The organism is Yoonia sp. R2-816 (assembly GCF_046762905.1).
Taxonomy (GTDB): Bacteria; Pseudomonadota; Alphaproteobacteria; order Rhodobacterales; family Rhodobacteraceae; genus Yoonia.
The window spans coordinates 1-23,898 of sequence record NZ_JBKQXN010000239.1; the positions used below are offsets into that span (position 1 = coordinate 1).

Here is a 23,898-nt window from a genome sequence, read left to right on the forward strand (position 1 = left end):
TTCAACATTGTGGTTTCCTTTGATGGTTTGGTTTGCACCTCCATCAAAACGGACAACCATCATCTCCATCAAGAGATGTGCCGTCCCCATTTCAGCTTGCTGAGAAGGGGGCGGTGTCAGATCACATCGAGACTAATTCACAATATTGTTCCCATGACTACCAGAAAATCCTGCGCCAGAATGGCTGCAAGGTGTCTATGAGCGGCAAAGGCAATTGTTATGGCACACTTATCCGACAATCTGGGGCACAGCGCTTGATCGCAATTGCGCTTTTGTTGAACCAGACACTCGAAAGCCGTACAGCATATCTTCGATTTGGCTGTTACCCGTCTTTGAAGGATCGTTTTCCGCGCTCCACTTCAGTTGCAAGAGCTTCCATTTTGGAACTCCAAAACTGCTGAAGTTGACCCAACCAGACCGTAACATCGTTGAAGCCCGCAGGATCGATTTTGTAGCAGCGTTTTGCGCCTTCTTTTCGAACCTTTGCAAATCCGGTGTCACGCAAGACGCGAAGGTGCTGCGACACTGCGGATTGCGAAATGCCAAACTCGGCCACTACCACTTGGACGATCTCACCAGAAGCATGTTCCCTTTGCGCAATAAGCTCCAGGGTCCGTCGACGGACAGGGTCCGCTAGCACATCAAAGGCGTTCATCAACATTCCCCAGTATAGAACTTGGCAGTCCGGTCTGCGGATTCCATTGCAACTATGTGGTCTGTGCCTGCCTTGACGTGAGCCAGGCCCCAAGCTTCTGCCCATTCGCACAGCATATTCTTCCCGCTAGCTCCGTCAGCCCAAGCACCTCCGGCAGCAAGAGTTGATTGACCGTCGCCTGCCAAATACGCAGTCAATCCCAGCATTCCCAATTCCCATCCCACACCTGTCGCGCCGGGGCCGTAATTGTCCCAATGTGCTTCGCTTGTCTCATCTGTTGGCAGCTCATGTTCGATGGTCAAAAGTACACCGTCTTGGGTGTTTTCGAGTTTGGCACTGACCCAGCTCGTGTTGCCTCCAAACTCCCAAGTGAGAGCGAGCGCTTTGGGCGGTTCACAGATTGTTATGCGTCCGTCTGCATTCCCTTGGATCGAGAAACGCCCGCCAAGCCTGAATTCTCCCGAAACCTCTCCAAACCAACGTTGCACGCGATCCTTCTCCGTCACGGCGCTCCACAAGTCAGTTTGAGTTGTTTGGTAGCTGCGACTTGCACGAACAATATGTGTCGGGCGTCCGTCACGTTCACCACTGGCTACCTCCCTAACGGTTGCACCAAATGCCTTGCTGAAGTCCATCTCAATATCCTCACGCAGTCGAATCATATAAGTTCATGCTAATATGATTTTCGGCTAATATCCATCGTGAGTTTTCTCAGAATGCGACATTCGCGGACTTGCAGAAAGTTGGGAAGTATGGCCTCAGAACGAGCCCTCGTCAGAAAACTTGGTACAGCCCCTATCGGAAAGGCAATGACACACGATCCAGGGGCAGTTCCCGTAAATGGTAAAATATTGAACAGTTTGGCTTGGATTCCAACCGTTGTGGTCAACGGCAGCCCCCGGAATGCCAGAACATCACCTATCGCTGCGCTGCCGCAGGTCGGCTGTGGGCCGAGTCTGTTAGGTTCCACTTTTGAGTGGCCGCTTTGTCCAAGACCCGGTTATTGCCAGATTGGAATTTGCTGCGACCAGCATCAACGACCGCTCTTTCCGCTGCGGGGAAGCGTAGGTTTTTACGCCATTGCAGCGAATGCGGTTCTGCGAGCGCGCGCAACGAGATTACGGCATGACCGGAATGGGCTGAGGCTGTGTGGAAACTGGCTTGGTTTCTTGACGACGAGGATGTTTCTGTCGATTTTGTGGAGGCACGCGGATTCTGGGTCATTTTGGCGCCCTATGCGCCGGAGAGGGTGGGGTCTGTTCCGGTAGGGGGCAGGATCGTATCATTAGCCGAGGTTTCGTCGTAACCACAGCCTTATGGCCAAGGCCACGCGCTACAAAAGAGAGATCACCTCAAGCCCCTTCTATGGTAATCCTTGTCCTGGCTTGATCAGCGTCCAAAGCTATGCACTCAGGTAGTTTGCAATCGGAAAGGACGACAACATCGTATACCTCATTGAGAGGCTGAGCGAACTCTAGCCATTCTACAATAATACCCGATAGCGTATCGACAACCACGACGCCGCATATTGGTGCGACACCTTGGCTATTGAGGTTCTCATCAAGTTCCAGGCCAGAGAAAGCATTATTTGACCTCGGACGAGAAACACCAATCACAGCAAACCGATCTATGATTGATAGACCCCTTGCATAGCCCGGAATGGACGCCACGATGGTTCGGCCACCAGTTTTCAAATCTACACTGATCAGGTGACCCCTGCCAGAGTCCAGCAGCCAAACCTCGCCTTTCCACAGCCTTGGGGAGTGCGGCATGGAAAGCTTGCTCAGGACCGCATCTCCGGATCTTGTATCAATCAGAACGCCACCATCTGTGCGGTGTTCGCGCCATCCGGCCGCAGCATTTGAGGTCGACACGCATGTAACATACGCGGGATCATCTCCCCGCATCGCCATACCGTTCAGGTGGCATCTGTCCTCGCCAACAACCCTATCGATGAACGGCGGATGCCAGAGTGGTCTAAAACTCGCTCTTTGGCTCGTTGTGGCCAAGCAGTTGAAAGCTGTGCTGACGAAGATCGGTATCTGCTTGGAGCCACCCAGCGTTGTCAGGTCACCAACAGCGATGTCATGAATGTCGATCTGTCCCGTAACATGCACCCCTCGCGGCATGAACATGCGATCGGTTCCATCTTCGGTTTGTGCATCGCGCTGCAGCCCGTTCTCAAACCACCACAACGTGTGGAGGCTGCTCACAACGAGCGATTGCCCGTCACTCCACAGGCCTTGGCAATGATCGATGTGATGGTTTTGGAAGCTGATCTGATCTGAGGTGTTACGGCCGACAAAAATGAGCTCGCCAGATCGGAAGGTTGTCAGTGCTAGACTGCAATTGTGATCCGAGAGCCAGTTTGCCAGCCCGGCGGAAAATCTGATTTCCACATGCTCGCCCAAGCTTTCCTGCTTGGCAGTATTTCTTTGCATTCGTACGCATCCCTCCAAGGCGGTCAAACTCTTACGGGTCTTTGCCAATCGCGTGCTCTAACGATCTCACCGACTGCATCGACTCAATCACTTTGATCAGCTTATCGGCAAACCTGACACCCTTGGTTGCATCCCTGACGTTAATGTTTCGTTAAGGCTTATGGCGGAATCCCGGCAAAACCGCGTCATTGCGAAGGATAGTTACCGTATACATTAGAATAACTTTAACAAAATTACTCACTTAGACATCCAAAAACAGATGAAAAAATAATCAAACACTTCATACACACGGCCAAATTGTAGTCATTTTCTGCAATCAGGGTGCGTCCTATCCAAAAGATCATGCCCTTTTCGGCACATGAGTAGACGACCCGAACCCTTTTAGCGAGTGAGGCAGAAATGACGAACTACAACTCCAAATTGTGCAATGCAAATCGCCGTGTTTCGCGCGGCCACCTTACCAGCGTTTCTGTCGCAGCACTATCGTCAGCTGCATTCTCAGTGGGCAGTCCAACTTCCGCATATGCAGATTCGCCTTTGTGTGTCTCGACCAGCACCAATGCCACGATCGAGTGGGTAACCCGCGTGGGCATCGACGGCGTGGACATCAATATCGCACCCAACACAAACTATTTTGACGGGTCCAACACATCACTTAGCTCTGTGGCCGCCGGCGAGAGCTTCGACATTGAAGTGGATGTCGTGACAAACGGCCCCGTCTATAACGAATATGTAATCGCCTGGCTCGACTTGAACCAGGACGGTGTCATTGATGACGCCAGCGAACGTGTCTTTGTTCAGAATGCAAACGTCGATGGTACGGGGCTCACCTTTTCTGGATCATCTGTCGCTGTGCCCAACACAGCTTTTAATGGCACATCTTTTGGCCGCGTCATCATGCAGTTTGCCGCAAACCCAAGCCTATGTGGAACCTATACATATGGCACAACGGTTGATTTCAAAATGGATGTGCAGGGCGGTGCCGACAATCCCAACGCGCCACAACCGCCCGCGAACGTCGTTGCCGTTGCCGGGAACGGTAATGCCGCGTTGACTATCACACCACCTGCAACAGGCAACACACCAACGGAATACCTGGTAAAGATCCAACCAGATGGAACTGAGGTGACAGTGGATGCTGCTGATATCGGCAGCCCGGTTGTTATATCTGGTTTGACCAATGACCAAGCTTACACTTTTGAGGTCACGTCGGTCTTTGATTACACCACGCCAGCAGGCGCAGTTGTGCCATTGTCCAGTTCGTCGTCCACCACCAGTAATGCAGTGACGCCCGATGGCACCGCACCAGCCGCTCCCACGGGCATTGATCTGACGGATGCGACAAACTCAGGGATCAACGACGATACGATCACGAGCGACGCAACGCCATCTGTTGCGGGTACTGCTGAACCTGGTTCTGAAGTCGAGGTCTTTGTTGGTGGCGTTTCCGTTGGCACAGTGATCGCCGATCCAACAACCGGAGCTTGGGAGTTCCTGTTCGCAGACGGTGATCTGGCTGAAGGTAACAATGCAGTCACGACGACAGCGACGGATGCGGCAGGCAATACCTCTCCGTCCTCCTCGCCGCTTACCGTGACTGTTGATACAGCCAATACCGCACCTTCCGGGCTTGCACTTACCGATGCGACGAACTCCGGCAGCACCGATGACAACCTGACCAATGTCTCGCAGGCCGAGGTGGTTGGTCTCGCCGAAGCGAACGCCGAAGTTGAGGTCTTTGTTGCCGGTGTATCTGCTGGCACAACCACGGCTGATGGTGACGGGAACTGGTCCTTCACCTTCGCCGATGGCGATTTGGCAACCGGCGGCAACGCTGTCACTGCAATCTCAACTGATCCGGCAGGGAACGTCTCTCCCGCCTCTGATACCCTAACGATCACGCTTGATGAGACAGCGCCGTCGGTGCCATCTGGCTTGGCTCTGACCGATGCCACAAACTCCGGCAGCGCCGATGACAACATCACCAACATCGCCACGGCTGAAATGACGGGCACAACGGAAGCAAACGCTGAAGTTGAAGTCTTCGTGGCCGGCGTCTCTGTCGGAACAACAACAGCCGATGGCGACGGGAACTGGTCATTCACCTTCGCAGATGGTGATCTCGCAACTGGCGACAACGCCGTTACCGCAACTTCCACGGATGCAGCAGGCACGACATCCAACCCATCGTCACCACTCACAATCACACTCGACGACAGCGCGCCTGCTGCACCCACCGGGATCGATCTGACGGATGCCACAAACTCCGGTAGTAACGATGACACGCTCACCAACGACACCGCACCTTCGATTGCAGGTACGGCGGAGCCAGGTGCGGAAGTTGAGGTCTTCGTGGGTGGCGTTTCCGTTGGCACAGTGACAGCCGATCCAACGACAGGCGCTTGGGAATTCCCATTCGCCGACGGCGACTTGGCGGAAGGTGACAACGCAATCACCACGCAAGCGACAGATGTTGCGGGCAACACCTCGCCAAGCTCGGCGCCGATTACCGTGACCATCGACACGGCGAATGCGGCACCGTCGGATCTGGCACTGACCGATGCGACAAACTCGGGCAGCACTGACGACACGTTAACCAATGTGGCTGAGGCTGAAGTGGTTGGCGTCGCAGAAGCAAACTCCGAAGTCGAGGTCTTCGTGGCTGGCGTCTCTGTCGGGACAACCACAGCCGATGGCGATGGCAACTGGTCCTTCACCTTCGCCGACGGCGATCTGGCGACTGGCAACAACGCTGTCACCGCCGTCTCAACTGACACAGCAGGCAATACATCTCCGTCATCCGACACGCTGACGATTAGCCTCGACGAAGGCACCCCTGCAGCACCGTCAGGAATTGACCTGACCGACGCGACGAATTCCAGCAGCACTGATGATACAACCACAAGCAACCCAACACCATCGATTGCAGGAAGCGCTGAGCCCGGCGCAACTGTTGAGATCTCCGTAGGTGGTGTATCTGTCGGGACGGTTGTTGCTGATCCAACGACTGGCGCGTGGGAGTTCCCCTTTGCTGACGGCGATTTGGCCGAGGGCGACAACGCGGTCACGACAACAGCCACAGATGCTGCGGGCAATACCTCTCCCACATCTGCGCCGCTGACTCTTACAATCGACACAGGCATATCCGCCCCGTCGAGCATTGTTCTGACGAATGCGACGAACTCCGGGAGCAATGATGACACGATCACGAGCGATGCGACCCCGTCTATTGCTGGCACCTCAGAGCCTGGCTCAGAGGTTGAAGTCTTTGTCGGCGGCGTCTCCGTTGGGACAGTGACAGCTGATCCGACGACTGGCGCATGGGAGTTCCTGTTCGCAGACGGTGATCTGGCTGAAGGCAACAATGCTGTCACGACGACGGCTACGGATGCTGCTGGCAATACTTCACCAAGTTCATCGCCTTTGACCGTGACCATCGACATGGCCAATGCGGCACCATCAGGTCTGGCGCTGACCGATACCACAAACTCCGGCAGCACGGACGATAACCTGACCAATGTGGCCGCGGCCGACGTGGTTGGCGTTGCCGAAGCGAATGCTGAAGTTGAGGTCTTTGTCGCTGGCGTCTCTGTCGGGACGACAACCGCCGACGGCGATGGCAACTGGTCTTTCACCTTCGCCGATGGCGATCTGGCCGATGGTGGCAACGCTGTCACCGCCGTCTCCACCGATCCCGCTGGTAACGTCTCACCATCCTCCGATACCTTGACCATCACACTGGATGAGTCAGCACCGTCGGTGCCATCCGGTCTCGCGTTGACCGATGCCACAAACTCCGGCAGCACGGCTGACACGATCACCAATGTTGCGGCTGCCGAGGTCACTGGCATGACAGAGGCCAATGCCGAGGTTGAAGTCTTTGTCGGTGGTGTTTCTGTAGGCATCACAATCGCAGACGCTGATGGTAACTGGTCCTTCACCTTCGCCGATGGTGATCTCGAAGATGGCGACAATGCCGTTACCGCAACTTCCACGGATGCAGCAGGCACGACATCCAGCCCATCGTCACCACTCACAATCACACTCGACGACAGCGCGCCTGCTGCACCCACAGGAATCGACCTGACGGACGCCGCAAACTCCGGCGGCAACGATGATACGCTGACCAACGACACCACACCTTCGATCGCCGGAACAGCTGAGCCAGGTGCGGAAGTTGAAGTCTTTGTTGACGGCGTTTCCGTTAGCAGCGTGACAGCCGATCCAACCACCGGCGCATGGGAGTTCCCCTTCGCAGACGGCGATCTGGCGGAAGGCGACAACGCGATCACTACGCAGGCAACAGATGTGGCGGGCAACACCTCGCCAAGCTCTGCCCCCATCACTGTGACCATCGACACGGCCAATGCCGCGCCATCGGGTCTGGCACTCACCGATGCGACCAACTCTGGTAGCACCGATGACAATCTGACCAATGTGGCTGAAGCCGAAGTGGTTGGTGTCGCTGAAGCGAACGCCGAAGTTGAGGTCTTCGTAGCTGGTGCCTCAGTCGGCGCCACGACCGCCGACGCTGATGGCAACTGGTCCTTTACTTTCGCCGACGGAGACCTCGCTACAGGCGACAACGCTATCACCGCAGTCTCAACAGACACAGCAGGCAATGCATCGCCATCCTCAGATGCGCTGACGATCACTCTCGATGAGGATACGCCTCAGACAACGCCTGATGTTGCGATCTCAGTTGGCAGCGATAGCGGTGAAGCGGGTGATAGTCTCACAAATGATAGCACCCCCGAAATCGACGGAACTGCCGAGCCAGGTTCGGAAGTAGAAGTATTTGTTGGCGGCATCTCCATTGGCACAGCTTCGGTCGATGACGGTGGCAATTGGTCATTTACCTTCGATGACGGCGACCTCTCGGAGGGCGATAATGAGGTGGCGGTTGCAGTGACTGATCCAGCAGGCAACACGTCCGCTACATCGGTGCCACAGACGATCACCTTGGATACAATTGTTCCGACAGCCACGTTCATGACGCCGTCGGAAGTTCAAACGGGGCCATTCCCAGCGTCCATTACCTTCAGTGAACCTGTTGATGAACTCACGCTCGCCGAAATCTTGACAGAGAATGGTACCGTCTCCGATCTGACGACGACGGATAACGTCACATTTAACTTCACCGTCGCCCCAATGTCTGATGGACCTGTGACGCTCTCCATCGACGAAGGCGTTGCACTTGACGCTGCGGCGAACTTGAGTGCCGCTGCTTCAAGTGCCGCGGTTGCTGCCGACATCGTCGCACCAAGCATGATGATCTCAGGGCCGTCTGCAGGTGTTACAGAAACGTTCCAGGTCACCTTCGAATTCACGGAAGATGTGACTGGCTTCACCATTGAAGACATCATCATCGCTGGCGGGACACTGTCGAACTTTCAAGGATCCGGTTCAACATACACGGTCGATGTGACGCCGGTCGTTGGGCAAGTCGTAACACTCGACGTTCCTGCAGGTATGGCACAAGATGCTGCAGGAAATGATAACGAGGCAGCCCAGACCTTCTCAGTCCAATCAGGATCGCCGGAGTTTGAATTCGAACAGGTCAAGGATGAAGTGACCGACATCGTTCTGGGCATCGCCACCCGCGATTTGCAGAACCGAATAGCTGCTAACCGCCAGTTGGTTGAGGACGCGCGGACCCGCTTCATCGGTGCGCGGCAGCGGGAGGAGCAATGTTTCACCGACGAAAGAACCGGGCAGGTCGAGTGCCCTGATGGCGTCGGTCGTCGTAACACACCGCTTGATATCACGGGCGATCTTTCATTCGGAGAAAATCAGTTCTCGACACGCGGGTCATTCTTAGGTCAACGGAGCAACACTAATGGTGATGTTTGGCGCGTTATCTCTGGCAACTTCAACCTCAGCCGGGACGATGATGGTGCAACATCGGCATTGGTCACTGGTCGGGTTGCGTGGGAACGTGAGACGTCAGATGATACGTTACTGGCTTACTATGTTGGGGGTGACATCTCTCGCTCGAAAATCTCTGGCGACTTTGACGGGGCAGCGGACGGATACTCACTCTCACTTGGCTCTTACTTTGTCAGTGAACTAAGAGACGATGTCTTTGCAGATGGATATGCCTCGCTCGGCTACGGCGTCGCCAATCTTGACATCTCCAACGATACCTTGGGCCTTCAGGGTGAATATAGTGGCCTGACCTTCCAAACAGGGGCAAGTGTCACTGGGGTCTATGAGCAGCAGAGTTTCGAGTTCTGGCCGCAGCTGGCCGTCGATTACGGCTATTCCGATGTCGGCACGGTCGACTTTGATGCAGAAGCATTTGGCCTGGTGGATCAAGTCTCTCTGGATGGTGGTGAAGTCTCGATCTTTAAGCTGAGCTTTGAGCCGGAAATCAAGATCGCGATCTCAGGTGAAGTCGAAGGCATTGCGTCGACAACCCTTACCGTCACGCCCAAGCTAAGTTGCCAGCGCGTCTCAGGGCAAACAACACAAGAGGATTGTGGTGCGGGTGCAGGCATCAACCTGTCTTCGCGTTCGGATGATGACTTGGGTCGCTTTGATGCTGGAGTTTCCGTCGAACAGATCGGAGACAACACGCAGACATCCCTCCAATTGAAGCTGGAACGCCGGTTCTAACTGACGCTGATCCTGCAGCGCCACCCCCAAGTGGCGCTGCAGGGCTTAAACGAAAAACGAGTGACTTTTTAGGAGATAAGTAATGGAAATGCGTCCAACCAACAGCGAACTTGTCCGCCGTATGCAAGGGCGAGTGAAATGGTTTTGCCAATCTCGCGGCTATGGTTTTGTCGAAGCGCCTGAAATCGCAGAAGACATCCTTCTTCACCAAAACACTCTGACAAGAAACGGTCAAAGCTCGATAGTTGCAGATGCTCAGGTTGATGTTTTTGTCAGGCAGACCCCACAGGGGTTACAGGTCACCGAACTCATCAATATCGTCAAGCCTGATGAACCGGAGAACAACGCATGCGCCACTCATGGCGCTTCGGATTTTGTTCCAGCACGGGTGAAATGGTATGACGAGAAAAAAGGCTTTGGATTTGTAAACAGGTTCGGCGACCCAGAAGACTGCTTCGTCCATGAACGTCAACTCGGCCAAGCGGGCTTGGGTGGCTTAGGTTCTGGTGAAGCCGTTTGCGTCGTCGTTGAAGAAAGCCATCGGGGTGCGGTCGTATTGGCGGTGAGGACTTGGTCACAGATAGGTGAGGACAAAGGCGCGACCAAGCAAGGCGGGCAATGGGTGCAGTAAAGGTCTTTGGCAAATGCGCGACGATACCAAGTAACCTCACGCACTCTCCACAATTTGCTGAATTGAGGTTTGGATGCCAGTAATCGCGGAATTTAAAGCGCTCCCTGTTTCATCATTTAGTGACGTTCCTGGGGGCGGCAACGATCCATTTGTTTTGGCGAATGATGATCCTGCCCAGCTACTAGACGTTTCCATTGATGACGATGACACGACCATCGATGGCGATACGATCGCAAACGAAACACCAAATGACATCAACCAGATAGCAACAGTTACGGACGCAAATGGTGCAGTTGTTTCTGTCGACGCATGCTATGTAGAATGGACTGCGACGTACACAGGTACCAATGGTCAAGTGATCGAGGTTTGGCGCATTGAACTCGACAACGGTCTGCGCCTATTTGCTTTGTCTGAGATCCCAGAAGTTGGGGTGACTTTCACGACTAGCAACAAGGACCAAGGCGCTGACGGACTGGACCCAGCAAACATTCCCGATACACCGTGTTTTGCGCGTGGGACGTTGATTGAAACCATCGTAGGCGAACGTCCGATTGAAACGCTTCGTGTTGGTGACAAGATTGTTTTAAAAGATGGTGAGCATGCAACCATCCGCTGGATCGGACGGCAAAGCTTCTATCACGGTGAACTGAAATCCAAGCCAAAGCTCAAGCCCGTTCGAATTATGGCAGGTTCGCTTGGCGCGGGACTTCCAAAGCGTGATTTGCTCGTTTCTCGACAGCATCGAATGCTTGTGAGTTCCAGGATTGCAACACGTATGTTCGGGGAGCCCGACGTTCTCGTGGCAGCAGTTAAGCTAATTGATCTGCCAGGCATCTTCATTGATGAGACCTTGGAGACCGTCGAATACCACCACCTGCTCTTTGACCAGCACGAAACTATCATCGCAGAGGGTGCACCCACAGAGAGTTTGTTCACTGGACCGGGCGCACTAAACGCGTTGAGCAAAGAAGCGCTGCACGAGATAATTTCGATCTTTCCGGATGTTGCATCGGACGGATATGAGCCAAAACCATCACATTACATCCCTCGGGGGAAACATCAAAAGAAGCTGATTGCTCGACACTGTAAGAACAAAGTGCCAATTCTGAGTTGAAGTAGTCTCTATGCGATTTGACAGTTTGCCGTTTCGATGGCACTTGGCAGGTCAGATCGTGACCAACATGACTGAAAAGCACCAGTTTGAGTTCAAGACTGGTTGCGCGCTAATGTTCGATAGATCGTCGGCCTGGACACAGAGAACACCTCAGCCAAATCACTGATAGAATAGTCACCGGTGCCGTGCATCCGGCAAAGTTCCTTCTGCTGTTTTTCAGTGAGCTTCGGCTGCTTGCCTCGCAGCTTTCCCTTGGCCCGGGCGATTTTCATACCTTCGCGGGTGCGCATGCGGATCAGATCAGACTCGAACTCGGCAAAGGTCGCAAGGATGTTGAAGAACATCTTGCCCATGGGGTCGGTCGGATCGTAGACCGAGGCCCCAAGTGCCAGTTTCACCCCTTTGGCTTCGAGCTGAGCTGCGATAGCGCGGGCATCGGGAACCGATCGCGCCAACCGGTCCAACTTTGGGACAACAAACGTGTCGCCCTCGCGCACCGCGGCGATGGCCTGATCCAGTCCGGGTCGCGCGCGGTTGGTACCGGTTAACCCGTGATCCGCGTAGATACGATCCCCTGCCACCCCAAGGCCGATGAGTGCCGTTGTCTGGGCGGCTAGATCCTGTTTGTCGGTGGAACACCGCGCATAGCCAATCAGCGTGTTTATCATGGTAGCGTTGTACGTTTAAGGCACCCTCATTGCAAATCATATCGTACCATCTATACGAGACGGGATTTGTTCTGGTTTCCGAGTGATTTGTTGGACCCGCGAAACCGTCCGCTGATCGACCCTCATTCGGACACACATATTCCTTGACAACAGGACATTGCCCATGCCCCGACGGCGTATTCTGAGCGACCGCCAACATGCTGTGTTGTTTGATCTTCCAACCGATCAAGCCGACCTGCTGCAGCATTACACCCTGGCCGATGATGATATCGAACACATCCGCGCGCGGCGCGGTGCGCAGAACAAACTTGGTTTTGCTTTGCAGCTTTGCGCCTTCCGCTATCCAGGTCGCTTGCTGACGGCCGGAGAGGTCATTCCCAGACAGGTGTCGGAGTTCATCGCAGCGCAGATCGGTGTCAAATCAGATGACCTGATCCGCTATGCAGAAATTGACGTCACCCGGCGACGGCATCTGGTCGAGTTACGCCGTATCTACGGTTACAAGAATTTCTCGGGCCGCGGAGCAAGTATCCTCAAGGAATGGCTTGCCGAAGAAGCCATCATCGCACGGTCGAACGAAGACCTGGCGCATCGATTTATCCAGAAATGCCGCGAAACCATGACGATCTTGCCAGGACCAACGGTCATTGAGCGCCTATGCGCGGAAGCCTTGGTTGCAGGTGAACGCAGGATTGAGACACTGATCGCAGGCCGATTGGGATCGCCGGTCGGGGAACAGCTTGATGCACTGCTCACGTCTTTTGTCGATGAACGGCTCAGTCGGTTTGTTTGGTTGCGTCAGTTCGAGGTTGGCAACAACTCCGCCGACATGAACAAATTGCAGGATCGTCTTGAATATCTGGAAGGTATCTCATTGCCTCCCGATATACTGGCGGATGTCCCACCGCACCGCGCGGCGCGGCTGCGCCGTCAAGGCGAGCGCTATTTTGCAGATGGCTTGCGAGACATTTCCAGCGACAGGCGATTGGCCATTCTGGCGGTCTGCGCCAGTGAATGGCGTGCTGCCATTGCCGACGCCATCATTGAGACCCATGACCGGATCGTTGGCAAAACCTGGCGGGATGCAAAGCGCATATGTGATGCCCGTGTCGCGGATGCGAAAACATCCTTGCATCAAACGCTGAAGGCCTTCTCGGAACTGGGTGGTGCATTGTTGGAAGCGCGTGAAGATCGAGTGCCGCTCGATGATGCTGTAGAAAGCGCATGCGGATGGTCCGATCTTGAGGGCTTTGTGCAGAATGCGGCTCAGTTAACCAAAACTATGGCTAGAGATCCGCTCGAACACGTTGTCCAAGGCTTCCATCGGTTCCGGCGCTATGCGCCGCGTATGCTGCGCGCACTTGATATCCGAGCTGCAGCGGTCGCTGCCCCGCTGATGGAGGCCATAGATGTCGTGCGGAACGGGACACCATCGGCTGATCAACCAACGGCCTTCGTGCGCAGGAACTCGAAATGGCAGCGTCACCTAAGACCCGATGACGAGGACTATCATCGCCTTTGGGAGGTTGCAGTCATGTTCCACGTGCGGGATGCGTTTCGATCTGGCGACATCTGGCTGGCAGATTCCCGAAGATATGCAGACCTCAAACAGACCTTGGTCCCGCTTGCGGCTGTGCGCACCACGCCAGAACTGAAAGTGCCGTTTGAGCCGGAGCAGTGGCTGGAGGATCGTCAAATACTTATGGCAGATGGACTGCATCGACTAGCAGCAGCCGCGCGAAAAGGTGCAATCCCAGGCGGCACTATCGAAAACGGCGAGCTGAAGGTAGACCGTCTGACATCGGCTGTACCGACCGAAGCAGAAGAAGTGGTCTCTGATCTCTACCAACGTCTACCAGATGCCCGCATCACGGACATTCTGTTAGACGTTAATGCGGCGGTGGGCTTCACGGATGCGTTTACAAACTTGCGGACAGGAGCGCCCTGTCATGACGAGATTGGGCTTTTGAATGTTCTGCTGGCGGAAGGCCTCAATCTGGGCCTCAGCAAAATGGCTGATGCTACCAACACGCACGACTACTTTGCGCTGTCGCGCCTCTCGCGTTGGCATGTTGAAAGCGATGCGATTAATCGTGCGCTGCACGCCGTCATTATTGCACAATCCGAGCTGCCGATGGCGCAGTTTTGGGGTCTTGGCCAAACAGCGTCGAGCGATGGGCAATTCTTCCCGTCAGCCAGGCAAGGTGAGGCCATGAACCTCATCAATGCCAAATACGGGACTGCGCCAGGTCTGAAAGCATACACGCATGTCTCTGACCAGTTTGGTCCATTTGCCACGCAGACGATCCCTGCGACCGTGAATGAAGCGCCGTACATACTCGATGGGTTGCTGATGAATGAGACAGGCAAGCGGGTCCGCGAACAATATGCCGACACGGGCGGGTTCACCGATCATGTCTTTGGCATGACCTCTCTATTGGGATATCGGTTTGTGCCACGGATCCGCGATCTGCCTTCAAAGCGGCTGCATGTATTTGATCCCAGCAATGCGCCGATTGCGTTGAAAGGACTCATTGGCGGCAAGATACGCACAGATACAATAACCACGAACTGGCCTGATATCCTGCGCAGCGCCGCAACCATGGCTGCGGGCATCATGCCACCCAGCCAGTTGCTGCGAAAGTTCGCGTCCTATCCGCGTCAACATGATTTGGCCGTTGCGCTCCGTGAAATCGGCCGGATCGAGCGCACGTTGTTCATCATCGACTGGTTACTTGATGCCGACATGCAGCGGCGCGCACAAATTGGTTTAAACAAAACTGAAGCGCATCATGCCCTGAAGAACGCACTGCGCATAGGTCGTCAAGGCGAAATCAGAGACCGCACCGCCGAGGGGCGACACTATCGCATGGCTGGGCTGAACCTGCTGGCCGCCATCATCATCTACTGGAACACCGATCAGCTTGGGAAGGCCGTCCTTCAGCGACAACAGGAAGGGCTAGACTGCCCCGCTGACCTCCTGCCCCACATCTCGCCGCTCGGTTGGGCGCACATCCTGCTCACAGGCGAATATCGGTGGTCAAAACGCTAACCGCGCCCCCTTATGATACAATCCTGCCCCTTACCGGAATCGACCCCAGGGTTGATTCTGCGCTTCAATGGCGTTTGCTGCGATACGATTTGAGCTGAGCGCCGCCCATCAGGCCGGAATGGCGCTCAGAAGCCCACGTACCCCGATCAGGGCGATCATCCGATTGATGTTATAGGCGAGGACATGGAATGCCATCTCGGTTCGGACGTTCTTGAGCGTGCGCATCCGGAAGTGCGTCGCCCCCATCCAGGCCTTGATCGTGCCAAATGGGTGCTCAACGGTTGAACTGTCAACGGCGGCGTAAATTATCGCCATTGGGGCGGAGCAAAAGTCGGCCACTTGGTGGTGCGCCTTGGGGCGTGATGCCCTCATGTAGCAAGCACGTTCCAAAGCGCCTTTACCGTCAGGCCCAAATATCGCTGGAGTTCGATCCAATTTGGTTTGGACTGATCATGCTGCTGTCGCTTGACATTAGCTTTACAACGCCGCCCTTTGGATTGCTGCTTTTTGTGATGAAGGGGGTCGCGCCAAAAGGACCGACCATGCGCGAGATTTACACCTCGGCCTTTCCGTTCATCGGTTGTTCGCTACTGCTTGTCGCGTTGCTGATCGGATTTCCGCAACTAGCGCTGTGGTTGCCATCACTGTAACCCAACCTAGACCATATTGACGGTCAGCGCATCCGTGGTCCGTTTGATCCGCGTTGCAGCGGCGGCGGCGGCCAGCACATGCGACGACATCACGTCCGATGCCCATTCCGGCGATCTGGCGGCAATCGCATCAGTGATTTCCTTGTGGTGTCGCGCACTGCGCAGCAGATCAGCCTCATCGTATAGATGGTAGGTCCGCGCAACGACGCCAACATCGACAGCAACGGAAATCACCGCTATCAGGCGCGGCGAGCAAGCAGCTTCATAGATCGTCCTGTGGAAATCTTCGTTCGCCGAGGAAATGATACGGTAATCATCAGGCGTTTGTGGCGGGGTATGCTGCATCATACGATCAGAAAGGTCTTGCAGCCGTTCGATTTGTTCGAGCGTCGCAAGTTTGGCGGCACGCCCTGCGGCATAGCTTTCCAGACGTCGGCGAATTTCGAATATCTGCTCTAGTTCCTCTTCTGGAAACAGCGCGACCCGTGTGTTGTAACCTTTGCCGCGTTCCACAAAACCTTCGTGGGTCAAACGTTGGATTGCGTCGCGCACCGGTGTCCGGCTAAGGCCCAATTCACTTGCCAGCCCCTCTTCGGTCAGGCGCTGGCCTTGCTGTAGCACGCCACCAAGAATTTGGCCGCGAATGGTTTCATAGGCTACATCTGCCGCCGCTGGTTTTTCCGCATGGTCGTTCATGGCGATATCCAATTTCTTAGGCGTTGGTTTTGATCATTGATAAAAAAGCATTGTAATTGTGCGTCTTGGTTTTCCGGTATGAAATTGCCCGCCGCCAGCCTAGGCCGACACTGGTGTCGGGAAACCGCCAGCCTTCATGACCATGCCGGGCACCTCTTTTTCAAGCTGTTTTTCAAGCCATGTGGCCGTGTTGATAGCTTTTTCCAGCGATATATTGGTTTTCACGCCTGCCCGGTCCAGCATATAGACCAGATCCTCGATCGCGATGTTGCCGGTGGCGCGGGGTGCAAAGGGGCATCCGCCGACACCGCCAAAGCTGGCGTCAAGGCTGCGTGCGCCTGCTTCCAGCCCCGCCCAGGCATTGGCTATTCCGGTATTGCGGGTGTTGTGCAGGTGCAGGCGCAGGGCGACGTTGGGAAACGCGGCCCTAATGGCACCAACGCGTTCGGCAATATCGCGTGGTGTGGCAACGCCAATGGTGTCTGCTAGTGCGAGCTCAAACGGGTTTGCGGCCATGCAAGCCTCGACCACATGCATCAAGCGGGGCAGGGGCACTTCGCCCTCAAAGGGGCAGCCGAACGCCGCCCCGATTGTGACGCCCACGTCGATCGTGTCGGGGGCGGTTGCCCGCACGTCGGCGAAGGCTGCGATGCTGTCTTTGGTTGCCACACCCTGATTGCGCCGATTGAACGTGTCTGATGCGACGACGACAAAACTCGCTTCGTGTAATCTGGCGGCGACGGCCCGATCAAATCCGCGCCGGTTCAGGGTCAGCCCGATGTAGCGTGCATCTGCCTGATCGGACAGGCCTGCGGCGACCGCTTCTGCGTCGACCATCTGCGGCACCCGTTTGGGATTGACGAAACTGGTGACCTCCAACCGCCTGATACCGGCATCCAGCGAGCGATTAATCAGTAACAGCTTTATATCTGTTTTGAGAATTTTCCGCTCATTTTGTATCCCATCTCGGGGGGAAACGTCGATGATTTCGATATAATCTGACATTTATTCCTCATTTTCAAATTTTTCGTATACAGAATATGAAACCTCGGTAATGATGTCACGAAGAACTTTTGATAGGGAGAAGCAAGTGGGAAGAGTGAAGGATCGCCAAGGGCCGTTGACGGATTTGCGTGTGGTGGAAATGGGTCAGCTGTTAGCCGGTCCCTTCTGCGGGCAAATGCTGGCTGATTTCGGGGCCGAGGTTATCAAATGCGAACAACCCGGTGTCGGTGATCCCATGCGGCAGTGGGGGCGCGAAAAGCCCCATGGTAAGTCGCTGTGGTGGCCGGTGGTTGCGCGCAACAAAAAATCCATCACGCTGAACCTGCGGACGCCCGAAGGGCAACAGATCGTGCGCGATCTGGTGAAAAACACGGACATCTTGATCGAAAATTTTCGCCCCGGCACGATGGAGCGTTGGAACCTTGGCTATGAAGAGCTGTCAAAGATCAATCCAAAGCTGGTGATGGTGCGTGTGACGGGTTTTGGTCAGACAGGCCCTTATTCAAAACGTGCCGGCTATGGGTCGATTGGCGAGGCGATGGGCGGATTGCGTTATGTCGTGGGCGACCCTGCAACCCAGCCCAGCCGTATGGGCATTTCCATCGGAGATGAACTGGCCGCATTGCATGCCTGCATGGGCGCAATGATGGCTGTTCATGCGCGCGCGCGTACAGGGCGGGGCCAGGTCGTTGACAGTGCTATTTACGAATCCGTGCTGAATATGATGGAAAGTCTGGTGACTGAATATGATGTTGCGGGTTATGTGCGCGAACGAACGGGTGCTATTCTGCCCAATGTTTCGCCGTCCAACGTCTTTGAAACTTCCGACGACAAGCTGCTGTTGATCGCGGCCAATCAAGACACGGTTTTCAAACGTCTCGCCGAGGCGATGAAACAGCCCGAACTGGCGGAAGACGAACGCTATGCCACTCACGCGGCGCGCGGCAAATATCAGGAGCAGCTTGACGATTTGATCAACGATTGGACCAAAACCGTGCGTTTGGAAGAGCTCGAGGCCCTGATGAACGAACATGGCGTCCCTAGCGGCCTGATCTACAAGGCCGAGGACATGCTGAAAGACCCTCATTTCAAAGCACGAGAGGCTATCGTGGATGTTGAACATCCCGATTTTGGTACGATCAAGATGCAGAACGTAGCGCCGCGCCTCTCGGACACCCCCGGTGCTGTCCGCCATGTTGGGCCGGAATTGGGCCAACACAACGACGAGGTTTATGGCGAAATACTGGAGATTCCGGCGGTGCGGCGGCAAGAGCTGCAAAAAGCCGGTATTATCTAAAGAGGTGAACGGAACGCTGTGGTGAAATTTTCTGACACAAAGGAACGGGATTTCCTCAGGGTTGGCGCAGCCGCTGACATTCTCGGTGTCAGCGTATTTCGCCTGCGAGAAGCGGTTGCAGCAGGTCTGGTTCGCGCACGGCGGGATAATGAAGGCAACTTGCGCATCGATCTGTCCGGGATAAACCCAGAACGGGTGGGCAAGGAAATTGAACACCAGGCGGCCCGCGTTGCAGGGCCTGACCTGATTGATCTGCTATTTGACGAGATCGAGGAGCTTCGGACAAGCCTGTCAGCTAGTGACGCGCAGGTTGCTGCCCTGTCTGATCTGGCGACACGGCAGGCCGCCGCGATCGACCAGTCGCGAGCGATGCTGCATGATATGGCAGCACGCGAGGATCGGATGAAGGCGCTGCTGGACCGTGCCATGACGAATTTGGAAGGTGACGCTGCCGGTCAGGAAAGGCTGAGCCGTGTTTCAGAGGCGGCGCTGACGCTTCTGGATCAAACCGGTGACAGGCTTGAGGTCAGTCTTGGGCAATCGGTAGAATTCGAACGCCTGCTGACGCGCGCGCTGGACCTGAGCGAGGCCGCCAAGGCAGTGGACGAAAATCAGACAGAGGTTCTAAGTAGCGCGACGGATCAGGCCCTGACTTTGCTGGACGGTGCGATGGACCAGGCCGAAGATGGCCGTGCCATGACATCGCAGACAAACCAGACGCTGGAAAGGGCGATGGCGGCAGGGGTACGGCTTGAACAGGAATTGGTGGGTCGCGACGAAACAATCAAACGCCAACAGGGCGCGATGGATCGCGCTTTGGGCATATCTGAACGCGCCGTCGCGATGGTGTCGGATGTCCCACAGCCAAGGCCGCGCGGCTTTTGGGGATGGCTGACCGGACGTTAAATCAAATGGCCCCCTCAAGGGGCAAGGGAGTGAACATGAAAACGGGATCTAAGACATGAACGCCACGGATGACATGATAAAAAAATACGAAGAGCGGCTTGCCGCGTTCGAGGCGCGCTTGCGTCGAATGGAAACTGGTGGCATCGCGTCTGTCCCGGCCCGCCGTGCGGCTGGAGGTGCAGGCACTGGCCTACGGCTTGGTGTTGATGTGGGCGGCACATTTACCGACTTGTTGTTGCTGGATGAAAAGAACGGGCGCACCATCACCGCCAAGGTGCCCTCGACCCCGGCGGACAGTTCAATCGGTGTGCTGAATGGTATCGAAAAAATCTGCACGAATGCTGGTATCGATCCGACCGACATCACAGAGGTGATGCACGGCACGACAGTGGCTACCAATACCGTCCTGACCAACTCTGGTGCGTTGGTCGGGCTGGTGACCACAAAGGGTTACAAGGACACGCTGCAAATCGCGCGGTCCTTTGTGCCCGGTGGTTTGGGCGGCTGGGTGATCTGGAACAAGACACTGCCATTGGCGCCGCTTGAGATGACGATCGAGGCCGACGAGCGCATGGATGCGCAAGGCAACGTCCTTGTGTCGCTGGATGAGGCGCAGATCCGCAAGGAGCTGAAAACGCTGCTGACCTCGGGCATTGAGGCGCTGACCATCGCGCTGTTCAATAGCTACGCCAATGACGCGTGTGAACGCCGCATCGCCGAAATTGCCCAGGACATCGCACCGCATATTCCGGTGTCGACCTCTGCATCCATCATGCCGGAAATGTATGAATACGAACGCACCGAAACTACGGTGGTCAATTCCTACGTACGCCCCGTGGTGTCAAAATATGTCGACAATCTGCAAGGCGAATTGCGTCGGCGGATGGGCGACGATGTGCTGTTGCAAATTTTGCGGTCCGACGGCGGTCTAAGTTCAGCGCAATCGGCGATGGACCAGCCGGTGAACCTGCTCATGTCCGGCCCTGCGGGTGGTGTGTCGGGCGCGCTTTGGATCGCCAAGCAGGCCAAGTTCGAAAACCTGCTGACCTTTGATATGGGCGGCACGTCCACTGACGTGGCGCTGATTCAGAACGGTGTGGCGCGGACGCGGCGCGAAACCCGTGTGGGTGATGTGACCGTGCGGGCGCCCTCGATTGACGTGCGCACCGTGGGTGCCGGTGGCGGATCAATCGCCTATGTGCCGGAACTGACCAAGGCGCTGCGTGTCGGTCCGCAATCGGCGGGTGCGACCCCTGGCCCTGCGGCCTATCAAAAGGGCGGCGAAGAGCCGACAGTAACCGACGCCAATGTGGTGCTGGGTTATCTACCCTCTGACGCCAAGCTGGGCGGGGATATGGACATCAGTCGCGATCTGGCCGTGAAATCGGTCGAGAAAATCGCGGGCTCCTTAGGCATATCAACAGAAGATGCTGCCGAGGGCATCATTAGCATTGTTAATGAAAACATGTGCGGCGCGCTCCGTCTTGTGTCTGTCGAACAGGGCTATGACCCGCGCGACTTTGCGCTGATTGGTTTCGGCGGTGCGGGGCCGCTGCACGCGAACTCACTGGCACGGCTGATCAATTCGTGGCCGGCCATCATCCCGCCGGGTCCGGGGGTTCTGTGTGCCTATGGCGACGCAACCACCCGCCTGCGCAACGAAGCAAGCCAGACCTATGTCACACCTGTCGCCGGCACCAGCGACGTCGAGATCGGCAAGATGCTGCGCGATTTGCAGGATCAGGCCGCCGAAGATCTGACCAACGAAGGTGTTGGCAGTGATGAGCAGGATGTCTTTTATCAGGTCGATATCCGCTACAAAGGACAGGGGATGAAGCTGACGGTGGATATCTCGCCCGAAGGTTTCGACCGTGACGGCCTTGCTGGGGTGGCCAGCCGGTTCGACAGCGAACACGAAAAACTGTTCACTTTCGCACTGGATGCCGATCACGAATTGGTCGGTCTGCGGGCCGTGGTGCAGGGTGCCGAGAAGAACTTTATCAACACCGAAGGCGGGCGCGTGGGTGCAAATGCCTCTGCCGCGAAGGTGCAGCCGACGCGCATTTATGCCGATGGGGTCTGGCGCGAAGGTTATATCTATGACCGCAGCAAGCTGAAGTCGGGCAACAAAGTCCCCGGACCAGCCGTGGTAACAGAGATGGACAGCACGTCCGTCATCCTGCCGGATCATGTGGGCACCATCGACGATGTGGGCAATATCCTGATCTGGCCCGCCGATCATCAGAACGCACGCTAAGGAAGGGCCGACAAATGCCTGCAACAATTATTGAAGAAAACACAACCCCGTTCGCGCGTGTTGAGGTAGATCCGATCACGCTGGACATTGTCGAAAACGCCTTGCGTAACGCGCGTAACGAAATGGACGCCGTCTTGTTCCGCACCGCGATGAGCCCGGGTATCCGCGAACAACACGACGCCTTTCCGATGATCGCCAACCAGGAAGGCAAGATGGTCGTCGGTCAGTTTGGCTCATTCCTTTACGGCTTTATCGAAGGGTACGAGGGGACGATCGAGGATGGCGACATCTTCATGACCAATGACCCTTACAGCTGTAATGGTGCGGTCAGTCACCTGAATGACTGGCTGTTGATGATGCCGATCTTTCACGAAGGCAAACTGGTCAGTTGGGCGGCGATGTTCGGCCATATGACCGATGTGGGTGGCAAAGTTCCCGGCTCACTCCCGACAGACGCCAAGATGATCTATGAAGAAGGCATCATTGTGCCGCCGACCAAGATCTATCGCAAGGGACAGGTTGCGGATGAGGTGCTGAACATTCTGTTGCACAACACGCGTATGCCTGAATGGAACAAATCAGACTTTTTCGCCATCATCGCCGGTTTGCGATTGGCAGAGCGCCGCGTGCGCGAAAATATCGACCGGTTCGGCGCGGACACTTACATCAGCGCGATGTGGGACATGCTGGACCGCAACAAGGTGGCGATGGGTGCTATCATTCAGATGATCATCCCCGAAGCCGTGGACGGCAAGAAAGCCTATTTCGAAGATTACATCGACGATGACGGCATGGGCAACGGCCCCTACAAGATTGCTTGCCACCTGCACCGTGAGGGCGAGATTGCCTATTTTGACTTTACCGGTTCAGACCCACAATCGTTCAGTTCGATCAACTTTTTGTTGAACGAAGAAATGTTCAAGATGTTCTTCGGGGCGTTCACCATCAACCTGTTTGATCCTCAGATCCTGTTCAATGACGGGTTCTATGATCTGGTCGAGGTGTATATTCCCGAAGGCAGCATCCTGAAGCCCAAAAAGCCTGCGGCGCTGTCTTGCAGGACGCACATGCTTGGCCGCATCTTTGACCTGATGGGAGGTTTGCTGGGGCAAGGGGCGCCTGATGCGCTCAATGCAGCTGGATTCTCGGACAGTCCGCACTTTATGTATTCGGGCTTTGATGGTGATGACGAATGGTATCAGCTGTTCCAGATCGGCTTTGGCGGAGTGCCTGGTCGGCCTGCGGGCGACGGACCCGACGGGCATTCGATGTGGCCTGCCTTTACCAATGTGCCCAATGAATTCCTTGAGGCGTATTTCCCGCTGCGTATCCGTGAATATGCGACGATCCCGGATTCTGGTGGCGCAGGCAAGCATCGCGGCGGAAACGGAATCACCATCGCCTATGAAACGCTGGAAAAAGGCGAGGTGTCGATCCACGACGACCGCTGGCTGACCTACCCTTGGGGCGTCAACGGTGGTGAGCCGGGTCTGCGGTCGACCAAGCGGCTGGTGCGTGCGGACGGAACCGAGGAAAACATTCCCTCAAAATGCGACCGGGTTGAGGTGAACCGCGGCGATATCCTGTATTTCAACACTTGGGGCGGCGGCGGCTGGGGGAATCCGCTTGAGCGTGACCCAGAAGTTGTGCTGGCAGATGTCAAACGCGGTTTGGTCACAGTGGACGGCGCGAAACGCTATGGCGTGGTGGTGAAATCTGGGGTCGTTGATGCTAAGGCGACCGACAAGCTCCGCAAGGACGTGGCCGCGAAACAGGGCGAGCCCGAGTTGTTCAACCGCGGGTTCAGTTCCATCGAGGAACTGAAAAAGCGTTGCCTGAAAGAAACTGGCTTTGAGGCACCATCAGCGCCGGTGTTCCGTGGCGGTTACGCACAGGCGGCGGAGTAAA

The 23,898-nt window shown here is 55.7% G+C and carries 14 protein-coding genes and 2 pseudogenes; 9 read left to right on the forward strand and 7 right to left on the reverse strand.

The genetic code is table 11. From position 1 onward, the window contains the following. Positions 1–322: 322 nt before the first annotated feature. From ACFWW2_RS16170 to ACFWW2_RS16180, 3 genes are all read right to left on the reverse strand, one after another. Entirely contained in the window at positions 323–655 is a 333-nt protein-coding gene (locus tag ACFWW2_RS16170; RefSeq protein ID WP_393929595.1) for an ArsR/SmtB family transcription factor, read from the reverse strand. After that, complete coding sequence (locus ACFWW2_RS16175) at positions 655–1,317, reverse strand: SRPBCC family protein (RefSeq protein WP_393929597.1); 663 nt, start codon at positions 1,315–1,317, stop codon at positions 655–657. The genes ACFWW2_RS16170 and ACFWW2_RS16175 overlap by 1 nt, the downstream gene beginning before the upstream one ends. Positions 1,318–2,007: 690 nt before the next feature. Continuing rightward, a complete protein-coding gene (locus tag ACFWW2_RS16180; RefSeq protein WP_393929599.1) occupies positions 2,008–3,096 on the reverse strand; it encodes a TIGR03032 family protein in 1,089 nt (362 codons plus the stop codon). Positions 3,097–3,681: 585 nt separating this feature from the next. Here ACFWW2_RS16180 and ACFWW2_RS16185 point away from each other — a divergent pair. The 3 genes from ACFWW2_RS16185 (at position 3,682) to ACFWW2_RS16195 (ending at position 11,459) form a co-directional block, all read left to right on the forward strand. Next, a complete protein-coding gene (locus ACFWW2_RS16185; RefSeq protein ID WP_393929601.1) occupies positions 3,682–9,714 on the forward strand; it encodes a beta strand repeat-containing protein in 6,033 nt (2,010 codons plus the stop codon). An 82-nt stretch (positions 9,715–9,796) separates the two neighbouring features. Then, a complete protein-coding gene (locus ACFWW2_RS16190; RefSeq protein WP_393929603.1) occupies positions 9,797–10,345 on the forward strand; it encodes a cold-shock protein in 549 nt (182 codons plus the stop codon). A 73-nt stretch (positions 10,346–10,418) separates the two neighbouring features. Continuing rightward, positions 10,419–11,459 carry a Hint domain-containing protein gene (locus tag ACFWW2_RS16195; protein WP_393929605.1) on the forward strand — a complete coding sequence of 347 codons (1,041 nt, stop codon included), beginning with the start codon at positions 10,419–10,421 and terminating at the stop codon, positions 11,457–11,459. 92 nt (positions 11,460–11,551) lie between these two features. Here the strand turns inward: ACFWW2_RS16195 and ACFWW2_RS16200 are convergent, their stop codons facing one another. Continuing rightward, positions 11,552–12,127 carry a recombinase family protein gene (locus tag ACFWW2_RS16200; protein WP_393929607.1) on the reverse strand — a complete coding sequence of 192 codons (576 nt, stop codon included), beginning with the start codon at positions 12,125–12,127 and terminating at the stop codon, positions 11,552–11,554. Positions 12,128–12,290: 163 nt separating this feature from the next. On the opposite strand from ACFWW2_RS16200, the gene ACFWW2_RS16205 reads away from it, so the two are divergent. Continuing rightward, on the forward strand, positions 12,291–15,179 hold the full coding sequence (locus ACFWW2_RS16205) for a Tn3 family transposase (RefSeq protein WP_393929609.1): 2,889 nt from the start codon (positions 12,291–12,293) through the stop codon (positions 15,177–15,179). A gap of 108 nt (positions 15,180–15,287) precedes the next feature. On the opposite strand, the pseudogene ACFWW2_RS16210 reads toward ACFWW2_RS16205, so the two are convergent. Beyond that, a pseudogene (locus ACFWW2_RS16210) lies at positions 15,288–15,461 on the reverse strand (transposase); the annotation flags it as partial. Positions 15,462–15,595: 134 nt separating this feature from the next. Here ACFWW2_RS16210 and ACFWW2_RS16215 point away from each other — a divergent pair. After that, positions 15,596–15,829 (forward strand): annotated as a pseudogene (locus tag ACFWW2_RS16215) (TRAP transporter large permease subunit); the annotation flags it as partial. Between the two features lie 6 nt (positions 15,830–15,835). On the opposite strand, the gene ACFWW2_RS16220 reads toward ACFWW2_RS16215, so the two are convergent. Then, entirely contained in the window at positions 15,836–16,525 is a 690-nt protein-coding gene (locus ACFWW2_RS16220) for a GntR family transcriptional regulator (protein ID WP_393929611.1), read from the reverse strand. A 99-nt stretch (positions 16,526–16,624) separates the two neighbouring features. Further along, positions 16,625–17,530 carry a hydroxymethylglutaryl-CoA lyase gene (locus ACFWW2_RS16225; RefSeq protein ID WP_393929613.1) on the reverse strand — a complete coding sequence of 302 codons (906 nt, stop codon included), beginning with the start codon at positions 17,528–17,530 and terminating at the stop codon, positions 16,625–16,627. An 85-nt stretch (positions 17,531–17,615) separates the two neighbouring features. Here ACFWW2_RS16225 and ACFWW2_RS16230 point away from each other — a divergent pair, with 85 nt between their 5' ends. The 4 genes from ACFWW2_RS16230 to ACFWW2_RS16245 are packed head-to-tail and all read left to right on the forward strand — an operon-like array spanning position 17,616 to position 23,897. Beyond that, complete coding sequence (locus tag ACFWW2_RS16230) at positions 17,616–18,827, forward strand: CaiB/BaiF CoA transferase family protein (protein WP_393929615.1); 1,212 nt, start codon at positions 17,616–17,618, stop codon at positions 18,825–18,827. 21 nt (positions 18,828–18,848) lie between these two features. Next, on the forward strand, positions 18,849–19,733 hold the full coding sequence (locus ACFWW2_RS16235; RefSeq protein ID WP_393929617.1) for a hypothetical protein: 885 nt from the start codon (positions 18,849–18,851) through the stop codon (positions 19,731–19,733). Between the two features lie 55 nt (positions 19,734–19,788). Continuing rightward, on the forward strand, positions 19,789–21,990 hold the full coding sequence (locus ACFWW2_RS16240) for a hydantoinase/oxoprolinase family protein (protein ID WP_393929619.1): 2,202 nt from the start codon (positions 19,789–19,791) through the stop codon (positions 21,988–21,990). Between the two features lie 14 nt (positions 21,991–22,004). Further along, complete coding sequence (locus tag ACFWW2_RS16245; protein WP_393929621.1) at positions 22,005–23,897, forward strand: hydantoinase B/oxoprolinase family protein; 1,893 nt, start codon at positions 22,005–22,007, stop codon at positions 23,895–23,897. Position 23,898: the final 1 nt, after the last annotated feature.